Below are 15527 nucleotides of genomic sequence, written 5' to 3'. Positions count from 1 at the left end.
AACACCTAACCCAATAATTATTACTCATCATGCTGGGTTAACGCACTACTGGCAATATGCTGACAAAATCTGTTACTTGTTTATCGTAAGTTTCTGCAAATTCCACTGGCAGAGCGCGCATTCCGACGGATAATTAAGGATAATAGTATTTTACCGCTGGTACCCTCACACCACTGAATCCGGTATAGTCGGGCTGTGTACAAATGATGGATTGATTCATGAAGCAACTTTTAGATTTTCTCCCACTGGTCGTATTTTTCGTTTTCTACAAGATGTATGACATTTTTGTCGCCTCAGGGGCGCTGATTGTCGCGACACTACTCGCGTTAGCCTTTACCTGGGTTAAGTACCGTAAAGTAGAAAAGATGACATTAGTTACCGCTGTTATGGTGCTGGTATTCGGGACCTTGACGCTCACATTCCACAGCGACTTATTCATTAAATGGAAAGTGACGGTGTTATATGCACTGTTCGCTGTTGCTTTGTTAATAAGCCAATGGGTTATGAAAAAACCATTGATTCAGCGCATGCTGGGTAAAGAGCTAACGCTACCAGATGCGGTATGGTCAACACTGAATATGTCATGGGCGCTGTTCTTCCTGGCTTGTGGCCTGCTGAACATTTATGTCGCATTCTGGTTACCGCAAGATATTTGGGTAAACTTTAAAGTCTTTGGTTTAACCGCACTCACCCTGATATTCACATTGATCAGTGGCGTTTATATTTACCGACATATGCCGGAAGAACAGAAAAAGTCATAATCTTAAATAATAGCTCCCAACGTCATTGAGACTGCAAACAGGCATCGCCCTGCGGCCTCAATGACGTTGGTATATTTGCGCTTATTGAAATTTCAGTGAGCCATTCCAGGTGAATAGATTTACTTTTAGAAGTAGGCAGAGATGACTCAGGAACAATTATCACCTCGCGGTGAGCAATCATTACCTAATGGTGAATTGGTACTTCGTACCCTTGCAATGCCCGCAGACACTAATGCTAATGGTGATATATTTGGCGGTTGGTTAATGTCACAAATGGATATTGGCGGAGCCATTCAGGCCAAAGAGATAGCTCAAGGGCGAGTTGTCACTGTTCGGGTGGATGGGATGACCTTCCTCAAGCCAGTCGCTGTGGGCGATGTGGTTTGTTGCTATGCCCGCTGTATTAAAACCGGCCGTAGCTCAATTACCATCAATATTGAAGTGTGGGTGAAAAAGGTCTCTTCTGAGCCAATCGGGCAGCGCTATCGTGCCACTGAAGCGGTATTTACCTATGTAGCGGTGGATGATGCCGGTAAAGCCCGTGCGCTACCTAACGGCAGAGGGAATTTCGAGGTTGGCGCAACGCAATAATCGTTGGCCGAGCTTGTCCTGACGCAAAAAAAGGGTCGCCCTGTATAACAGCGACCCTTTTCTTATTATGATATTTGCTGATTACTCAATAGCAGACTGAGTAACACCATAATAACCTTAGTTCATTTCCATATTGCCGCCGATCTTGAACACAATGGTGGTGACATAATCTTTAGCCGCAACCGCTTCAAATCGCCATTTACGCATCACTTGCTTCACCTCACGCTCAAAGGTATTACGCGGCGTCGCTTCCAAAACGCGCACATTAGTGACACGACCATTTTCGTCAATATCGTATTGGACCTTAACCTGCCCTTCGACCCCCAAAGCCAGTGCCCTTGCCGGATAAGTTGGCTTCGCCTTACTCAAGGCTCTTGGCCCAGCAGTGGTTGATGCCCCCGGAACTGACGCTTTCGGCGCGGCTTTTACCGGCGCATTATTGGCAACCAGTGCTGGCTCATCAGATTTGAACAGCTTGTCATCCGGTGGTGCTTCGGTCTTTTTCACTACCGGCTTTTTAACTTCTTTTTTCACCGGTTTAGGCTTGGGCTTTGGTTTCGGCTTCACCGGTTCAGGAATCGGTACAGGAACAGGTTCTGGCAACACCTCAGGCTCTGGCGGTGTTTCTTCAACGGGTTCCGGTTCGGCCTGTGGCTCCGCCGCCGCTGGTTGTGGTGCGGCAAAGGTGGCTATATTGACCATCGTAACGGCCAGCGGTGCATCCTCTATTTCAGGTTGTACCTTCATTTGCTCGACAGAAACGTACAGTAATGCCGCAACTACGCTGCCATGTAAACCAACTGAAAATACGATTGGCCATGTAAGCCGTCGACCCAGGAAAAATTTATTTAGCTGCATAATAATTCAATGTCCTCTAATGCAGCTAAGTGTAAATGCAAATAGCAATCATATTCAATAAGCAAGCGCAAACAATCTTCCTCAACAGCCTTAAATGATGCTTTAAACGGCAATATCAACCAAATAATACTTTCTCGTTACGCTTAGTTATCATTTTATTTCATTATTAACTACCGGTGTATTCATCTGAGAATTTTAGATGTCGCCCTTTCTGCACCTTATTGAATTTATGGATAGAACATGGTGTTATGGCGCAACGAATACAAATCATCATATTGAGGTATATACCCTACATAATTCGAGTTGCAGGAAGGCTGCCAACGCAGATGCAGCTTGCAGTATGAGGGGTATGATAATTTTAAAGGTGAAACATGCTTTATATAATCTTTGCAACGGATGTTCCTGATTCACTTGATAAGCGCTTATCCGTTCGCCCTGCACATCTGGCCCGCCTGCAAGTATTGCAGGATCAAGGCCGCCTACTGACAGCAGGCCCGAACCCAGCCATTGATAGCGCAGACCCTGGTGCTGCCGGATTTACTGGATCGACTGTTATCGCCGAGTTTGCCTCGCAACAAGAGGCTGAACACTGGGCGGAACAAGACCCTTATAGCGCGGCTGGTGTGTATCAGTCGGTTATTGTAAAACCCTATAAACGGGTATTCTGAATCACTACAGATGTCTGACATCTATCCAACCATAGACAAAATCGGTTGCATGTAGCCATCTCGTCCGGCGATTACATGTATTTAATTATCTTTACTTATAATTACTGAGAATCATTGTCTAATCAGATATCGATTTTTCTATCGTGACGTTGAGTCATTTTGTTAAATGCGGAGATGAAGACTATGCAGTGTCCAGTATGCAAAGATACCCAACTGGTGATGTCTGAACGTAAGAGCATTGAGATCGATTATTGCCCTAACTGCCGTGGTGTATGGCTGGATCGCGGAGAACTGGATAAAATCATTGAAAAATCGGCTGAAAGTACACCGACATCAACATCAGCGCCATACTCTGACACCAGAGAACGTGAACGCGATAATCACGGATATGCAAAACCTAAACACTACAAAAAGAAAAGTTTCCTCTCAGAGTTATTTGATTAACCACGCAGATTGTTTTGCGCTGTGGTGGTAAACAATAGTCAACTTAATCATACGCCTGAATACAGGCGTATTTGATTTTATACTACCAGCCAGAACAAAGACGTTAACGCCGCCTTAAGCTTTGTAGTGCTTCAGCCAATGCTCTTCGCATGCCTCAACGGCTTTATCCAGCATATGCGCCGGTGCTTTTAAAATCATATGGTCTTTTCTTACCCAAACCGGATAAGTGTGTTTGCCAGCAGCAATGACTTGCTCAGAATAAATAGCAGCATGGTATACCAGCTCAGATTCTTCACAATAAATCTCGTACTTATAAAGTGCGGTGCTAACTTTTAAATCCCCGAAGAATACTGTTTTAGCTAATTTATATTGAGACATGAACTATAGCCTTTACCGAAATAGGGACTCTATCATCCACTCATCAGCCAGATATAACTGTGATATCCACTACAAAAAGTACCCTAAGTTGATGTCCTATCGGAAAAATTTAGCTTTATTCTAGCGACAACTTCTCCACCTCAATCAACGGAAATGAACTAAATAGATAACCTTGCATGGCATCCACCCCGAGGTCAGATAACTGAGTAAGCTGTTGATGAGTTTCTACCCCCTCAACTATCACGCACTGGCAGTGCTCACGAAGTCGTGTCAGCAGGTTATCGAACGTGGCACTTCCCCCCCATTGCCAGTAAAAGTGCTTATCAATTTTGACACATTCAAAGAACCCACTGGCAACGGCCGCCAGGTGAGCATTACCGCTACCAAAATCGTCCAACCATAATGAATATCGTTCAGCCAGCTTACTTAATAGTGTGTTCTTCGGCCCATCACTGAGATTGGGAAAACTCTCCATTATTTCTAGCCGGATAAAGGGCATCATAGCTAATAATGATATGACGTCTTCGTCATACAGCACCGTTTGAGCCATATCAAAATCTATATTAATTGAGAGTATTATTTGTTGGTCAATAAACCATTTCTGCTGTGATTTTACCGCACATAATTGGTCAAACAGCAGCTTAGCCTTCATTTGAGCATTAAGTTGATGAAGGAAGCGCTCAGTATAAATAGGCGATTTAAAAGAGACCGTTGTGAACCGACTCAATAACTCCACAGCAAATAACTTACCATTCTGCCAGTAAACTGGTTCACAGATAAAAGTGCAATCAACTGCAATGTTTAGCCTGCTATCCACAGTAAAACCCTTTTATTTGATTAGAACAGCAGTATTGATCAATTGATAAAATTGATCAATTTTTTATTATTGATCACTAAAAACGATATAAGAGATTGCCAAAAGTAGCAACCACTCTGATCAACCCATTGATAGATAAGAAAGTATTATTTAATCGTGATGATTATCAATGTTATTATTTCATAATCATTTATTTCATAGGAGAATGGTCGCTTCGAACAACCAAACAGTAACACCCCTGAAACTGAATGATTAGAACGAAGCGACCTAATATATATGGTAGCGCGATGTCATTCTGATGTGAAATAAACTTATAAATGACTATTCTGCACCTTTTATTATTAGTAGTAACATCAGAATTATCGCATTTTGATAATTTAGGATAGGAGTGATTTTTCTGCGAAGAAAAACACTATTTAAAGTAGAAAATATCATTCCAGAATTTAACGCCAGCAACAAATTATTGACAAATTCATCTGCAACAGCCCAGTTCCGGCCAGTATAATATGAGATATTTTGTGGTGGGAAGTTAATAAAAGCTCAGTGTTTACTATGATTAAAACAAAAACAGCCTCATAAAGAGACTGTTTTTATTACTACCACAGCGGACTACCATTCATAAGCCACAGTGAACAATAGCGCCCGACGATGCTGATGCTCGTGGAGCTGCCTGACACAATAGATATGGCGATAGCGCCGTGATTGACCTTCAAGCCAGCGATTTCTTCGGCGCTGATTTTGCCGCAGCATACGCCAACGGCCCACCTCATTCTTACTCCGTCTCATGAAACAATTCTTCCAAAGCTGAGAACTGGGCTATTATAAACCTTTCATCTTGTGAGCCAAGCCGCTGCACGGCGAAATCGCGGGTTTAGTCCAAATAGCTTATTTAGCTCAGCGTGGAAAGATCAAAAAAATCCCGTTAAATATTTAATTACCCGTTGCAAGTCCTTTAGCTTAAAAGATTTTATCCAGTAATATATCTGATTAAAGGTTTCGCCTTTGCAATACTGTGCGTACACTCTTTAGTGACCGTTTGTGAACAGGACTTCCGCCCTTATGACAACATTTTATACCGTAATCAGTTGGCTCTCGGTTTTTGGCTATTGGTTGCTTATTGCCGGGGTAACATTGCGTATTCTGATGAAACGCAGAGCCGTTCCTTCGGCGATGGCATGGCTGCTGGTTATTTATATTCTGCCGTTAGTTGGGATAATTGCGTATCTCTCATTTGGTGAACTTCATCTCGGCAAACGCCGTGCTGAGCGAGCAAAAGCGATGTGGCCATCCACTGCTCGCTGGTTAAGTGAACTGAAAGACTGCCAACACATTTTTGCCACTTCAAATAGCGAAGTCGCTACCCCATTATTCCAGTTATGTGAACGCCGCCAAGGCATCAGCGGCGTTAAAGGTAATCAATTACAGTTATTGACCACCACCGATGACACATTAAAAGCACTGGTACGTGACATTGAACTGGCCCGTCACAATATCGAGATGGTGTTCTATATCTGGCAGCCTGGTGGCTTGGTTGATCAAGTTGCCGAATCGTTAATGGCGGCAGCGCGCCGCGGTGTTCATTGCCGATTAATGCTGGACTCCGCCGGTAGCCAACAATTCTTTCGCACCCCCTATCCGGCGATGATGCGCAATGCTGGGATTGAGGTGGTCGAAGCACTCAAAGTCAATGTGTTCCGGGTCTTTCTGCGCCGAATGGATTTGCGTCAACACCGTAAAATTGTGTTGATTGATAATTATGTTGCTTATACCGGTAGCATGAATATGGTTGATCCTCGGTTTTTCAAGCAAGATGCCGGCGTAGGTCAATGGATCGATATGATGGCACGGATGGAAGGCCCGGTGGCCACCACCATAGGTATCGTATATGCCTGCGACTGGGAGATTGAAACCGGCAAACGTATTCTACCCCCGCCGCCTGATACTAATATCATGCCGTTTGAAGAAGAGAGCGGTCATACCATTCAGGTTATCGCCTCTGGCCCTGGATTCCCTGAGGAGATGATTCATCAGGCATTATTAATGGCGGTGTATGCAGCCCGTGAGCAGTTAATCATGACGACGCCGTATTTCGTGCCTAGCGATGACCTGCTGCATGCCATCTGTACCGCAGCACAACGTGGTGTTGATGTCAGCATTATTGTTCCTCGAGACAACGACTCGATGATGGTCCGTTGGGCTAGCCGGGCATTCTTCTCTGAATTGTTGGAAGCGGGCGTTAAAGTTTATCAGTTTGAAGGTGGCCTATTGCACAGCAAAAGTGTGCTGGTCGACGGTCAACTAAGTTTGGTTGGCACGGTCAATCTGGATATGCGCAGCTTATGGTTGAACTTTGAAATCACGCTGGTCATTGATGATGATGGTTTTGGTGCAGATTTGGCGCAAGTTCAGGACGACTACATTGCCCGCTCGGTACTGTTAGATGGTGAATTGTGGAATAAACGCCCTCTCTGGCATCGCGTTACTGAACGATTATTCTACTTTTTCAGCCCGTTACTGTAATAACTGAGGCGGCTGGTGGTAAACCTATTGTAGATTCTCTGAGTTATTGACTTCAGATAGCATAATAATTGTAAAAGCGGCATAGAGAATGTTTTAATGAGCGCAATCTGCAAATAACAAATGGGAATCGGCAAATGGACCAGAATAGACAAGAGCCAAGCTTAATGGATCTCAATAACCGCCTGACTGAAGATGAAACACTGGAGCAGGCTTACGATATCTTTCTGGAGCTGGCGGGGGACAATCTCGATCCGGCAGATATTTTATTGTTTAACCTTCAGTTTGAAGTGCGTGGCGGTGCGGAGTTATTTGATCCAGCCGAAGATTGGCAAGAACATGTCGATTTTGATTTAAACCCTGATTTTTTCGCCGAAGTTGTTATTGGCCTTGCTGATAGTGATGGTGAAGAGATTAATGATGTATTTGCGCGAGTTCTTCTGTGCCGCGAAAAAGACCATAAACTTTGCCATATTTTGTGGAAAGAGTGATCGTTACACGTCCCTTCCCCCATGGCTGCTAATACCGTAATCATAACAACCCCCGTCATTTCTCTGACGGGGGTTTTGCTTTTGGACAATCACTATCAGAATGTTATAGCGGATCGACTTTCAGACAAGATACCGCGTGGCGGAAGCTGCCCTCTAACAGTGGGCGGGTTTTCGCACACTCCGGCCCGGCAATCGGACAACGAGTGCGAAATACACAGCCTGATGGCGGATTAATCGGTGAGGGCAGTTCCCCCTCCAGTAGCTGAATTACTTTCGCCCTTTCTTTGTCAGGATCAGGGATAGGTACCGCCGACATGAGCGCCTTGGTATAGGGATGTTGTGGATTATGATAAACCTCATCGTAGGTCCCAAGCTCCACTGCGTGGCCTAAATACATCACCAGAACCCGATCAGAAATATGCTTCACCACAGCTAAATCATGGGCGATGAATATTAGTGACAAGCCCATTTCGCGCTGTAATTGCTGCAACAGGTTCACCACTTGCGCCTGAATTGACACATCAAGAGCAGAGACCGGTTCATCACAGATAACCAGCTTCGGTTCAAGAATCAATGCACGAGCAATACCAATACGTTGACACTGCCCCCCCGAAAATTCATGGGGATATCGGTTGATTAAGTTAGGCAACAAGCCAACCTTAAGCATCATTGCTTTAACTTTATCTTTGATTTCTTGACGCGACATTTTGGGATGATAAGTTCGCAGCGGCTCAGCGATGATTTCACCGATGGTCATTCGCGGGTTTAATGAAGCCAGTGGATCCTGGAATATCATCTGAATATCACTACGGGTCGCGCGCCATTGTGCATCACTCAGGCTCAGCAAATCTTTACCTAACCATGAAACACTGCCACTGGTCGCTTTCACCAAACCAATAATGGCACGGGCGAATGTTGATTTGCCACAGCCAGATTCGCCAACCACACCTAAGGTTTCGCCTTCATACAAGCGCAATGTTACGCCATCAACGGCTTTTAGTGTTTTTGATGGCTGCCAGAACCATTGTTTGCCATCCTGAATATCAAAATGGACTTTTAGATCAGCCACTTCTAGCAATACTTTCTTCTCAGTCATGGCATTCATACTAGTTCCCCTACTGGCTTATAACAGGCACGTAAACGGCCATCACCAAAATGCTCCAATGGCGGGGCCACACCACAGCGATCCATGGCATATTGGCAACGCGGTTGGAATGGGCAACCTTTCGGCAAGCGCAATAAATTCGGCGGATTACCCGGTATCGTCATGAGAGATTCGCCTTCAGCATCAAGACGAGGAACCGCATTCAGTAGACCAATAGAATAAGGGTGACTTGGGTGATAAAACACATCGCGGGCCTGACCATACTCCATCGTCCGCCCTGCATACATCACCAGAACTTTATTGCAGATTCCGGCAACGACGCCAAGGTCATGGGTGATCATGATAATCGCGGTATTGAATTCATGCTTTAGCTCATTCAGCAACGTCATGATTTGTGCTTGAACGGTGACATCAAGTGCCGTTGTTGGCTCATCGGCAATCAATAATTTAGGGCGGCACAACAGCGCCATTGCAATCATTACCCGCTGACGCATACCACCAGAGAACTCATGGGGATACATGCGCATGCGCTTACGTGCTTCTGGCATTTTTACCGCATCAAGCATGCGAATTGACTCTTCAAATGCTTCGCTTTTACTCATCTTTTTATGCAGTTGCAGCACTTCCATTAGCTGCTCACCAACACGCATATAAGGATTCAACGAGGTCATTGGGTCTTGGAATATCATCGAGATTTCCTCAGCCCGCAAACGGTTTAACTGTTTTTCCGGCAGATTTAAGATTTCGCGGCCATTAAACTTTGCTGACCCCCCTATCCGGCCATTACTGGCCAGCAACCCCATCAAAGCAAAAGCTGTTTGCGATTTCCCTGAGCCAGACTCACCTACAATGCCTAATGTTTCACCCGCACGCAGATCAAAATTAAGGGCGTTAACTGCCGTTACATCACCATCTGGCGTACCAAAAGTCACGGTTAAATCTTTTACATCCAGCAGGATATTTTGTTCCAACTGTCTATTTTGTTCCAACAATCTATTTTTTTCCAACAATGCCGATTGCTGAACAGCAGACCGATTATCAATAGTCGTCATAGTGCTACTCCTCAGCGATCTTTCGGATCGAGGGCATCACGCAAGCCATCGCCGATAAAGTTGAAACAGAACAAGGTCACTACCAGAAAACCGGCAGGGAACATCAGCAACCATGGCGACACTTCCATGGAGTTGGCGCCATCACTTAGCAATGCGCCCCAACTACTCAAGGGTTCTTGAGTGCCTAAGCCAAGGAAACTCAGGAAAGATTCAAACAAAATCATACTGGGAACCAGTAAAGAAGCGTACACCACCACCACACCCAACACGTTCGGAACGATATGGCGCAATACGATATTACGTGTGGAAACACCGCCCACCAATGCGGCCTCAATAAACTCTTTCCGTTTCAAACTTAATGTTTGTCCACGGACAATACGCGCCATATCCAGCCAGGACACCATGCCAATCGCCACAAATATCAATAGAATATTCTGGCCAAAGAAGGTCACTAACAGAATAACGAAGAACATGAAGGGGAATGAGTTAAGAATCTCCAACAGGCGCATCATCAGTGAATCGACTTTCCCGCCGAGATAGCCCGATAAAGAGCCATACAAGGTGCCGACAACCACAGCAACCAACGCCGCAGCCACCCCCACCATCAATGAGATCCGACCACCAATAGCAACACGAACCAACAGATCCCGACCAGAAGAGTCAGTACCAAAGTAGTGCCCGGACTCAATATTCGGGGCGGCTGACATCATGCCCCAGTCCGTGTCCGAATAAGTAAACTGCGCTAACATCGGCGCCAAAATAACAAATAGGGTAATTAACATTAGGATCACCAAACTGGTGATCGCCGCGCGGTTATGAACAAAACGACGGCGGGCATCCTGCCAAAGGCTGCGCCCTTCAACTTCCAGTTTTTCACTGAAAACTTCCAGAGCTTCGCTATTTTTATTGCTCAACATAATTGGCGTGCTCCAGTGCTAGTAACGGATTTTAGGATCGATAACGGCATACAGCACGTCAACAATCGCATTGAATAAAATAGTCAAAGCGCCGACTAAAATGGTCAAACTCAGCACCAAAGAGTAATCGCGGTTTAACGCTCCGTTGACAAACAACTGACCAATGCCCGGCAAACCAAAGATGGTTTCAATAACCATCGAACCGGTGATAATCCCTACAAACGCAGGCCCCATATAGGATAAAACAGGCAACAACGCCGGTTTTAATGCATGGCGTAATACGATGGTCCGCAGTGGTAATCCCTTCGCCCGCGCCGTACGGATAAAGTTAGAGTGAAGAACCTCAATCATTGAGCCTCGGGTAATACGCGCAATGCTGGCGATATAAGCCAATGACAGCGCGACCATCGGCAAAATGATAAACTTCGGCGCTCCGCCATTCCAACCACCACCCGGTAACCATTTCAATATAATGGCAAAAACCAACACCAATAAGGGGGCGACCACAAAACTCGGGATGACCACCCCAGTCATGGCAAAGCCCATTACCGTATAATCCCATTTGGTATTTTGATTCAGTGCCGCAATGACCCCAGCACTAACCCCTAATACTACTGCGAGTAAAAATGCTGCAAAACCAAGCTTCGCAGAGACGGGAAACGATGCAGACACCAGATCGTTCACAGTGTAATCTTTATATTTAAACGAAGGCCCAAGATCGCCATGCGCAAGTTGACCCAAGTAGTTGAAATACTGTTTATAAACTGGGTCGTTGAGGTGATATTTTGCCTCAATATTGGCCATGACTTCAGGAGGAAGATTACGCTCGCCAGTAAACGGACTCCCTGGGGCGAGACGCATCATAAAAAATGAAATGGTTATCAAAATAAAAAGTGTCGGAATCGCTTCCAGACAGCGGCGTAGAATAAATTTTAACATTGCCTGTACCTTTAGCCTCTTACTGCGACTTTATATTATCAACGCAATAAGGGCAGCACGCTAATTCAGCGGCTGCCCTTAATATATTAGTGCTTGATAATATAAAGATCTTTAACGTGCATATTATCCAGTGGGTCTTTACCGGTATATCCACCGACATAAGGTTTCACTAAGCGGGCATTCACATAGTAGAACAACGGCACAATAGCAGAATCTTTATCCAGCAATACCTCAGCTTGTTGATACAAACCGGCACGCTCTTTTTCAGATTTTACTTTCAGCGTATCTTGGATCAACTTATCAAAGGCTGGGCTCTTATAATGCACCGTGTTATTGCTGCTGTCAGATAGCATCATGTTCAGGAATGACGACGGTTCGTTATAGTCAGCACACCAACCAGCACGCGCGACATCGAAAGTGCCTTGATGGCGGGTATCAAGGAAGGTTTTCCATTCCTGATTTTCCAGCTTAACGTCAACCCCCAGATTTTTCTTCCAAATAGATGCTGCCGCAATAGCCAATTTCTTGTGTAGATCAGAGGTGTTATACAACAGGTTAAATTTCAGTGGCTTATCTTGTGTGTAGCCAGCTTCAGCCAGCAACTTCTTAGCCACTTCATTACGTTTTTCCTGGGTCCAGCCAAACCATTCTGGTGGGGTCAATTCTGCGCCGCTGGTGTACGGAGGCGTAAAGCCATAGGCAGGTAAATCACCTTGGTTTTTCACTTTGTTCACGATGATATCGCGATCCATACCCAGTTTCAGTGCTTCACGAACGCGTGCATCGGTGAATGGCGCTTTTTGGTTATTGATTTCGTAATAATAGGTACACAGATACGGGTCAACATGAACTTCTTGTGGGATCTCTTTTTTCAGTTTCTGGAATAATTCAATCGGCATGTTGTTATAGGTCATGTCGATCTCGCCGCTGCGGTAGCGGTTAACATCAGTCACTTCAGAAGAGATTGGCAGGTAAGTAACCTGATTGATAACTGTTTTCGCATTATCCCAATAGGTTGGGCTGCGTTCTAACACAATACGTTCGTTAACGGTCCAATCTTTTAACTTATAGGCACCATTACCGACAAAATTCTGTGGCTGAGTCCACTTCTCACCAAACTTCTCAACCACAGTTTTATTAACTGGGGACATGGATGGATGAGCTAACAGTTTATCTAAATAAGGAACAGGTTCGGTCAACGTGACTTCCAAAGTATGGTCATCTAACGCTTTTACACCCAAGGTATCAGGTGATTTTTTGCCGGTAATAATATCGTCGATATTCGCGATATGGGCATATTGTACATAACTCGCATACGGAGAAACTGTTTTAGGGTCCGCCAGACGTTGCCAGCTATAAACGAAATCATGTGCTGTTACAGGGTCACCATTTGACCATTTAGCATCTTTACGCAGATGGAAAGTCCAAACTTTAAAGTCTTTGTTATCCCAACTTTCAGCGACACCAGGCAGAATCTTGCCGTTTGGATCGTTAATAACCAACCCTTCCAATAAATCGCGCGAAATATTGGATTCAGGCACACCTTCAATTTTATGCGGATCCAGTGACTGAGGTTCGGAACCATTATTGCGAACTAAAACCTGTTTCTCGGCCAGTTGTACACCTGCCGGCACATTGGCGGCAAAGGCAGTTCCCACAGCCATCATACCCATAGCAGCAGCGATACCTGCGGCCAGGAAAGTTTTCTTTGTGATGTTGGTCATGCTGATATCTACTCCAGATTTTATTATTGCGTCGCTCAGAGACTGAGCAAGCTTCACCTTTAAAAGGTATCTTTAAATCACATTGCGCGGGGAACGAACCCGGCCATGTAATGCCCTATATGTATTAGCATCAGACTAAAATCGGTACTGTGCTATACATCCCTATTACCTTGTCTGTCTCTTATTTGCTGTCATGCCACCACGATTTTCGCTTGTGAACAATTGACATATAAGTCTGTTTTGCTGCGATAAACTTTTATTACTTAATTTTTACTACAACTTACGCATATAAAGATTTTTTAAATCGACTAAATCTTGTGGGTCTTTACCGGTAAATCCGCCGACAGTCGGCCGAATAAGTCGAACACTGACTCGATAATAGACCGGCACCATTGCAGAATCTTTATCCAATAAGTTCTCTGCCTGTTGATATAAAGCAGCGCGCGCCTCGACACTCGAGGTCGTTAGCGTTTTAGCCAACAGCGCGTCGAATGCTGGATTTTTATAGAAGAAAGTATTATTGCTGCTATCCGATAGCAGCATATTCAGAAAAGCAGTCGGCTCATTGTAGTCACCACACCATGTCGCCCTGGCAACATCAAATTGCCCTTGATGGCGACTTTCTAGAGAGGTTTTCCATTCTTGATTCTGCAAGGTAACGGTGGCACCCAGGTTTTTCTGCCACATAGAGGCAGCGGCAATCGCCTGCTGCTTATTTTGATCTGAGGTGTTATAAAGCAACGTAAACTTTAATGGATTTTGGGCATTGAAACCGGCCTCGGCAAGCACTCTTTTCGCCTCCGCATTGCGTTGTTCTTGAGTCCAGTTGGCCCATTCTGGCAATGCGAAATTCCCCCCCGCCGTAAATGTCGGGGTAAAGCCATAGGCAGGGATCTGCCCTTGCCCCATAATTTTAGTCGCAATAATGTCGCGATCCAGCGTTAATTTAATTGCCGTTCTCACTCTGACGTCAGTGAATGGTGCTTTTTTATTATTAATTTCGTAATAGAAAGTACAGAGGTATGGGCTGATATGAACCTGCGATGGCAGATCCTTTTTCATTTTGGCAAATAAATTTGGGGGAATGGCACTGTTAGTCATATCGATTTCACCGCTGCGATAGCGATTAATATCACTGACTTCTGACGTTATCGGTAAAAAAGTGGCCTTATTGATGACCGTTTCGTTGTTATTCCAGTAAGTCGGGCTACGCGCCAGCACAATCCGCTCATTAACCACCCATTCTTTTAACTGAAAAGCGCCATTACCGATAAAATTTTGTGGTAGAGTCCATTTATCACCATACTTTTCAACAGCCTCACGCTTAACCGGCTTCATCGAGGTGTGAGATAACATGCTGATAAAATAAGGAACCGGCTCCGTTAGCGTCACTTGCAAGGTTTTGCTATCTAATGCCTTAACACCTAATTCATCCGGTTTTTTGGTCCCTTTCAATACCTCGTCAACATTCTCAATTTGAGCATACTGCAAATAACTGGCATAAGGTGAACCCACTTTAGGGCTAGCCAAACGCTGCCAACTATAGACAAAATCCTGAGCAGTGACCGGAGTTCCATCACTCCACACCGCGTTATCTCGCAAATGGAAGGTCCAGACTTTATAACCGTCATTATCCCAGCGCGTGGCAACTGCCGGAATTATATGCCCATTAGCATCATTGCTCACCAGACCTTCTAATAAATTCAGAATAATATTGGTTTCAGGAATGCCTTCAACCTTATGTGGATCTAATGAGGCAACCTCGGAACCATTATTAATGGTAATACTCTGATCTATCGCTAATGCCACACTGGCCGGAACTGCCGCCGCCATTGATACCGCCGAAAATGACAAACCCAGAATAGCGCCAATTATTGCCAGTGGTGGTTGCTTAAACTTTATTTGCATTTCAAACCGCCCTTTTACGAGATTTTGTGATGTTTTTCTCAAGGTTTACGTCAATCTGCTGCCCACAACGACTAGCAATAACTATTCCAAAAATCAAAATTCGGTTTAGTTTCATTAAAAAACAAGAAATCTCTTGTCGGGAAGTTGCCCGAAAACTAACAGAACCCGAAATCTGACGCCAATAAATTTTACAGAAATGTTAAGCAATTCTCTTTTCTATAGAGTAACTAACGATATTACCTATCTTAATTAGCCGCCTAAGAAATTATCATCTCTATGATTTAACTCAAAAAAAATCATTTAAAATTTAAATTCACGGCAAAAAAAATGTCAAAAAAGCCGTTCTAGAAACATAAA

The 15527-nt window shown here is 44.6% G+C and carries 16 protein-coding genes; 6 read left to right on the top strand and 10 right to left on the bottom strand.

The features are described from left to right. Positions 1–218: 218 nt before the first annotated feature. Both Q2T71_RS10020 and yciA read left to right on the top strand, forming a co-directional pair. Entirely contained in the window at positions 219–761 is a 543-nt protein-coding gene (locus tag Q2T71_RS10020) for a septation protein A (protein ID WP_083158934.1), read from the top strand. Positions 762–902: 141 nt separating this feature from the next. Beyond that, a complete protein-coding gene (gene yciA / locus Q2T71_RS10015) occupies positions 903–1352 on the top strand; it encodes an acyl-CoA thioester hydrolase YciA (RefSeq protein ID WP_050110472.1) in 450 nt (149 codons plus the stop codon). Between the two features lie 117 nt (positions 1353–1469). Here yciA and tonB read toward each other — a convergent pair whose 3' ends face one another. Continuing rightward, positions 1470–2210 (bottom strand): TonB system transport protein TonB, encoded by a 741-nt coding sequence (gene tonB, locus Q2T71_RS10010; RefSeq protein ID WP_372558964.1) that lies wholly within the window; start codon positions 2208–2210, stop codon positions 1470–1472. A 371-nt stretch (positions 2211–2581) separates the two neighbouring features. Between tonB and Q2T71_RS10005 the strand changes: the two genes are divergently transcribed. Beyond that, positions 2582–2878, top strand: a complete 297-nt coding sequence (locus tag Q2T71_RS10005) for a YciI family protein (RefSeq protein WP_083158936.1) — start codon at positions 2582–2584, stop codon at positions 2876–2878. A 183-nt stretch (positions 2879–3061) separates the two neighbouring features. Continuing rightward, the gene (locus Q2T71_RS10000; protein WP_083158937.1) at positions 3062–3322 is read left to right on the top strand and encodes a zf-TFIIB domain-containing protein; all 261 of its coding nucleotides are present in this window, start codon (positions 3062–3064) and stop codon (positions 3320–3322) included. Between the two features lie 114 nt (positions 3323–3436). On the opposite strand, the gene Q2T71_RS09995 is transcribed toward Q2T71_RS10000, so the two are convergent. From Q2T71_RS09995 to Q2T71_RS09985, 3 genes are all read right to left on the bottom strand, one after another. Further along, a complete protein-coding gene (locus Q2T71_RS09995; RefSeq protein WP_083158938.1) occupies positions 3437–3700 on the bottom strand; it encodes a hypothetical protein in 264 nt (87 codons plus the stop codon). 115 nt (positions 3701–3815) lie between these two features. Next, positions 3816–4517, bottom strand: a complete 702-nt coding sequence (locus Q2T71_RS09990) for an EAL domain-containing protein (RefSeq protein ID WP_372558963.1) — start codon at positions 4515–4517, stop codon at positions 3816–3818. Between the two features lie 609 nt (positions 4518–5126). After that, the gene (locus Q2T71_RS09985) at positions 5127–5303 is read right to left on the bottom strand and encodes a YciY family protein (RefSeq protein ID WP_071843552.1); all 177 of its coding nucleotides are present in this window, start codon (positions 5301–5303) and stop codon (positions 5127–5129) included. Positions 5304–5576: 273 nt separating this feature from the next. Between Q2T71_RS09985 and cls the strand changes: the two genes are divergently transcribed. Continuing rightward, a complete protein-coding gene (gene cls / locus Q2T71_RS09980; RefSeq protein WP_083158940.1) occupies positions 5577–7037 on the top strand; it encodes a cardiolipin synthase in 1461 nt (486 codons plus the stop codon). A 164-nt stretch (positions 7038–7201) separates the two neighbouring features. Continuing rightward, positions 7202–7525 (top strand): HI1450 family dsDNA-mimic protein, encoded by a 324-nt coding sequence (locus Q2T71_RS09975; protein ID WP_372559898.1) that lies wholly within the window; start codon positions 7202–7204, stop codon positions 7523–7525. A 103-nt stretch (positions 7526–7628) separates the two neighbouring features. On the opposite strand, the gene oppF is transcribed toward Q2T71_RS09975, so the two are convergent. The 6 genes from oppF to Q2T71_RS09945 all read right to left on the bottom strand — a co-directional run bounded on the left by oppF (position 7629) and on the right by Q2T71_RS09945 (position 15170). Continuing rightward, a complete protein-coding gene (gene oppF, locus Q2T71_RS09970) occupies positions 7629–8630 on the bottom strand; it encodes a murein tripeptide/oligopeptide ABC transporter ATP binding protein OppF (RefSeq protein WP_372558962.1) in 1002 nt (333 codons plus the stop codon). Continuing rightward, positions 8627–9682: an ABC transporter ATP-binding protein gene (locus Q2T71_RS09965; protein WP_372558961.1), complete on the bottom strand. Its 1056-nt coding sequence runs from the start codon at positions 9680–9682 to the stop codon at positions 8627–8629. The genes oppF and Q2T71_RS09965 overlap by 4 nt, the downstream gene beginning before the upstream one ends. Positions 9683–9693: 11 nt before the next feature. After that, entirely contained in the window at positions 9694–10602 is a 909-nt protein-coding gene (oppC, locus tag Q2T71_RS09960) for an oligopeptide ABC transporter permease OppC (RefSeq protein ID WP_083158943.1), read from the bottom strand. Between the two features lie 15 nt (positions 10603–10617). Beyond that, a complete protein-coding gene (gene oppB, locus Q2T71_RS09955; protein ID WP_083158944.1) occupies positions 10618–11538 on the bottom strand; it encodes an oligopeptide ABC transporter permease OppB in 921 nt (306 codons plus the stop codon). Positions 11539–11624: 86 nt separating this feature from the next. Next, positions 11625–13262: an oligopeptide ABC transporter substrate-binding protein OppA gene (gene oppA / locus Q2T71_RS09950; protein ID WP_372558960.1), complete on the bottom strand. Its 1638-nt coding sequence runs from the start codon at positions 13260–13262 to the stop codon at positions 11625–11627. A gap of 273 nt (positions 13263–13535) precedes the next feature. Further along, positions 13536–15170, bottom strand: coding sequence for an ABC transporter substrate-binding protein (locus Q2T71_RS09945; RefSeq protein ID WP_372558959.1), 1635 nt, complete (start codon positions 15168–15170; stop codon positions 13536–13538). Positions 15171–15527 lie beyond the last annotated feature (357 nt).

The organism is Yersinia sp. 1652 StPb PI (assembly GCF_041538345.1).
Lineage (GTDB): Bacteria > Pseudomonadota > Gammaproteobacteria > Enterobacterales > Enterobacteriaceae > Yersinia > Yersinia enterocolitica_E.
This window is presented reverse-complemented; position numbering and strand designations above follow the sequence as displayed.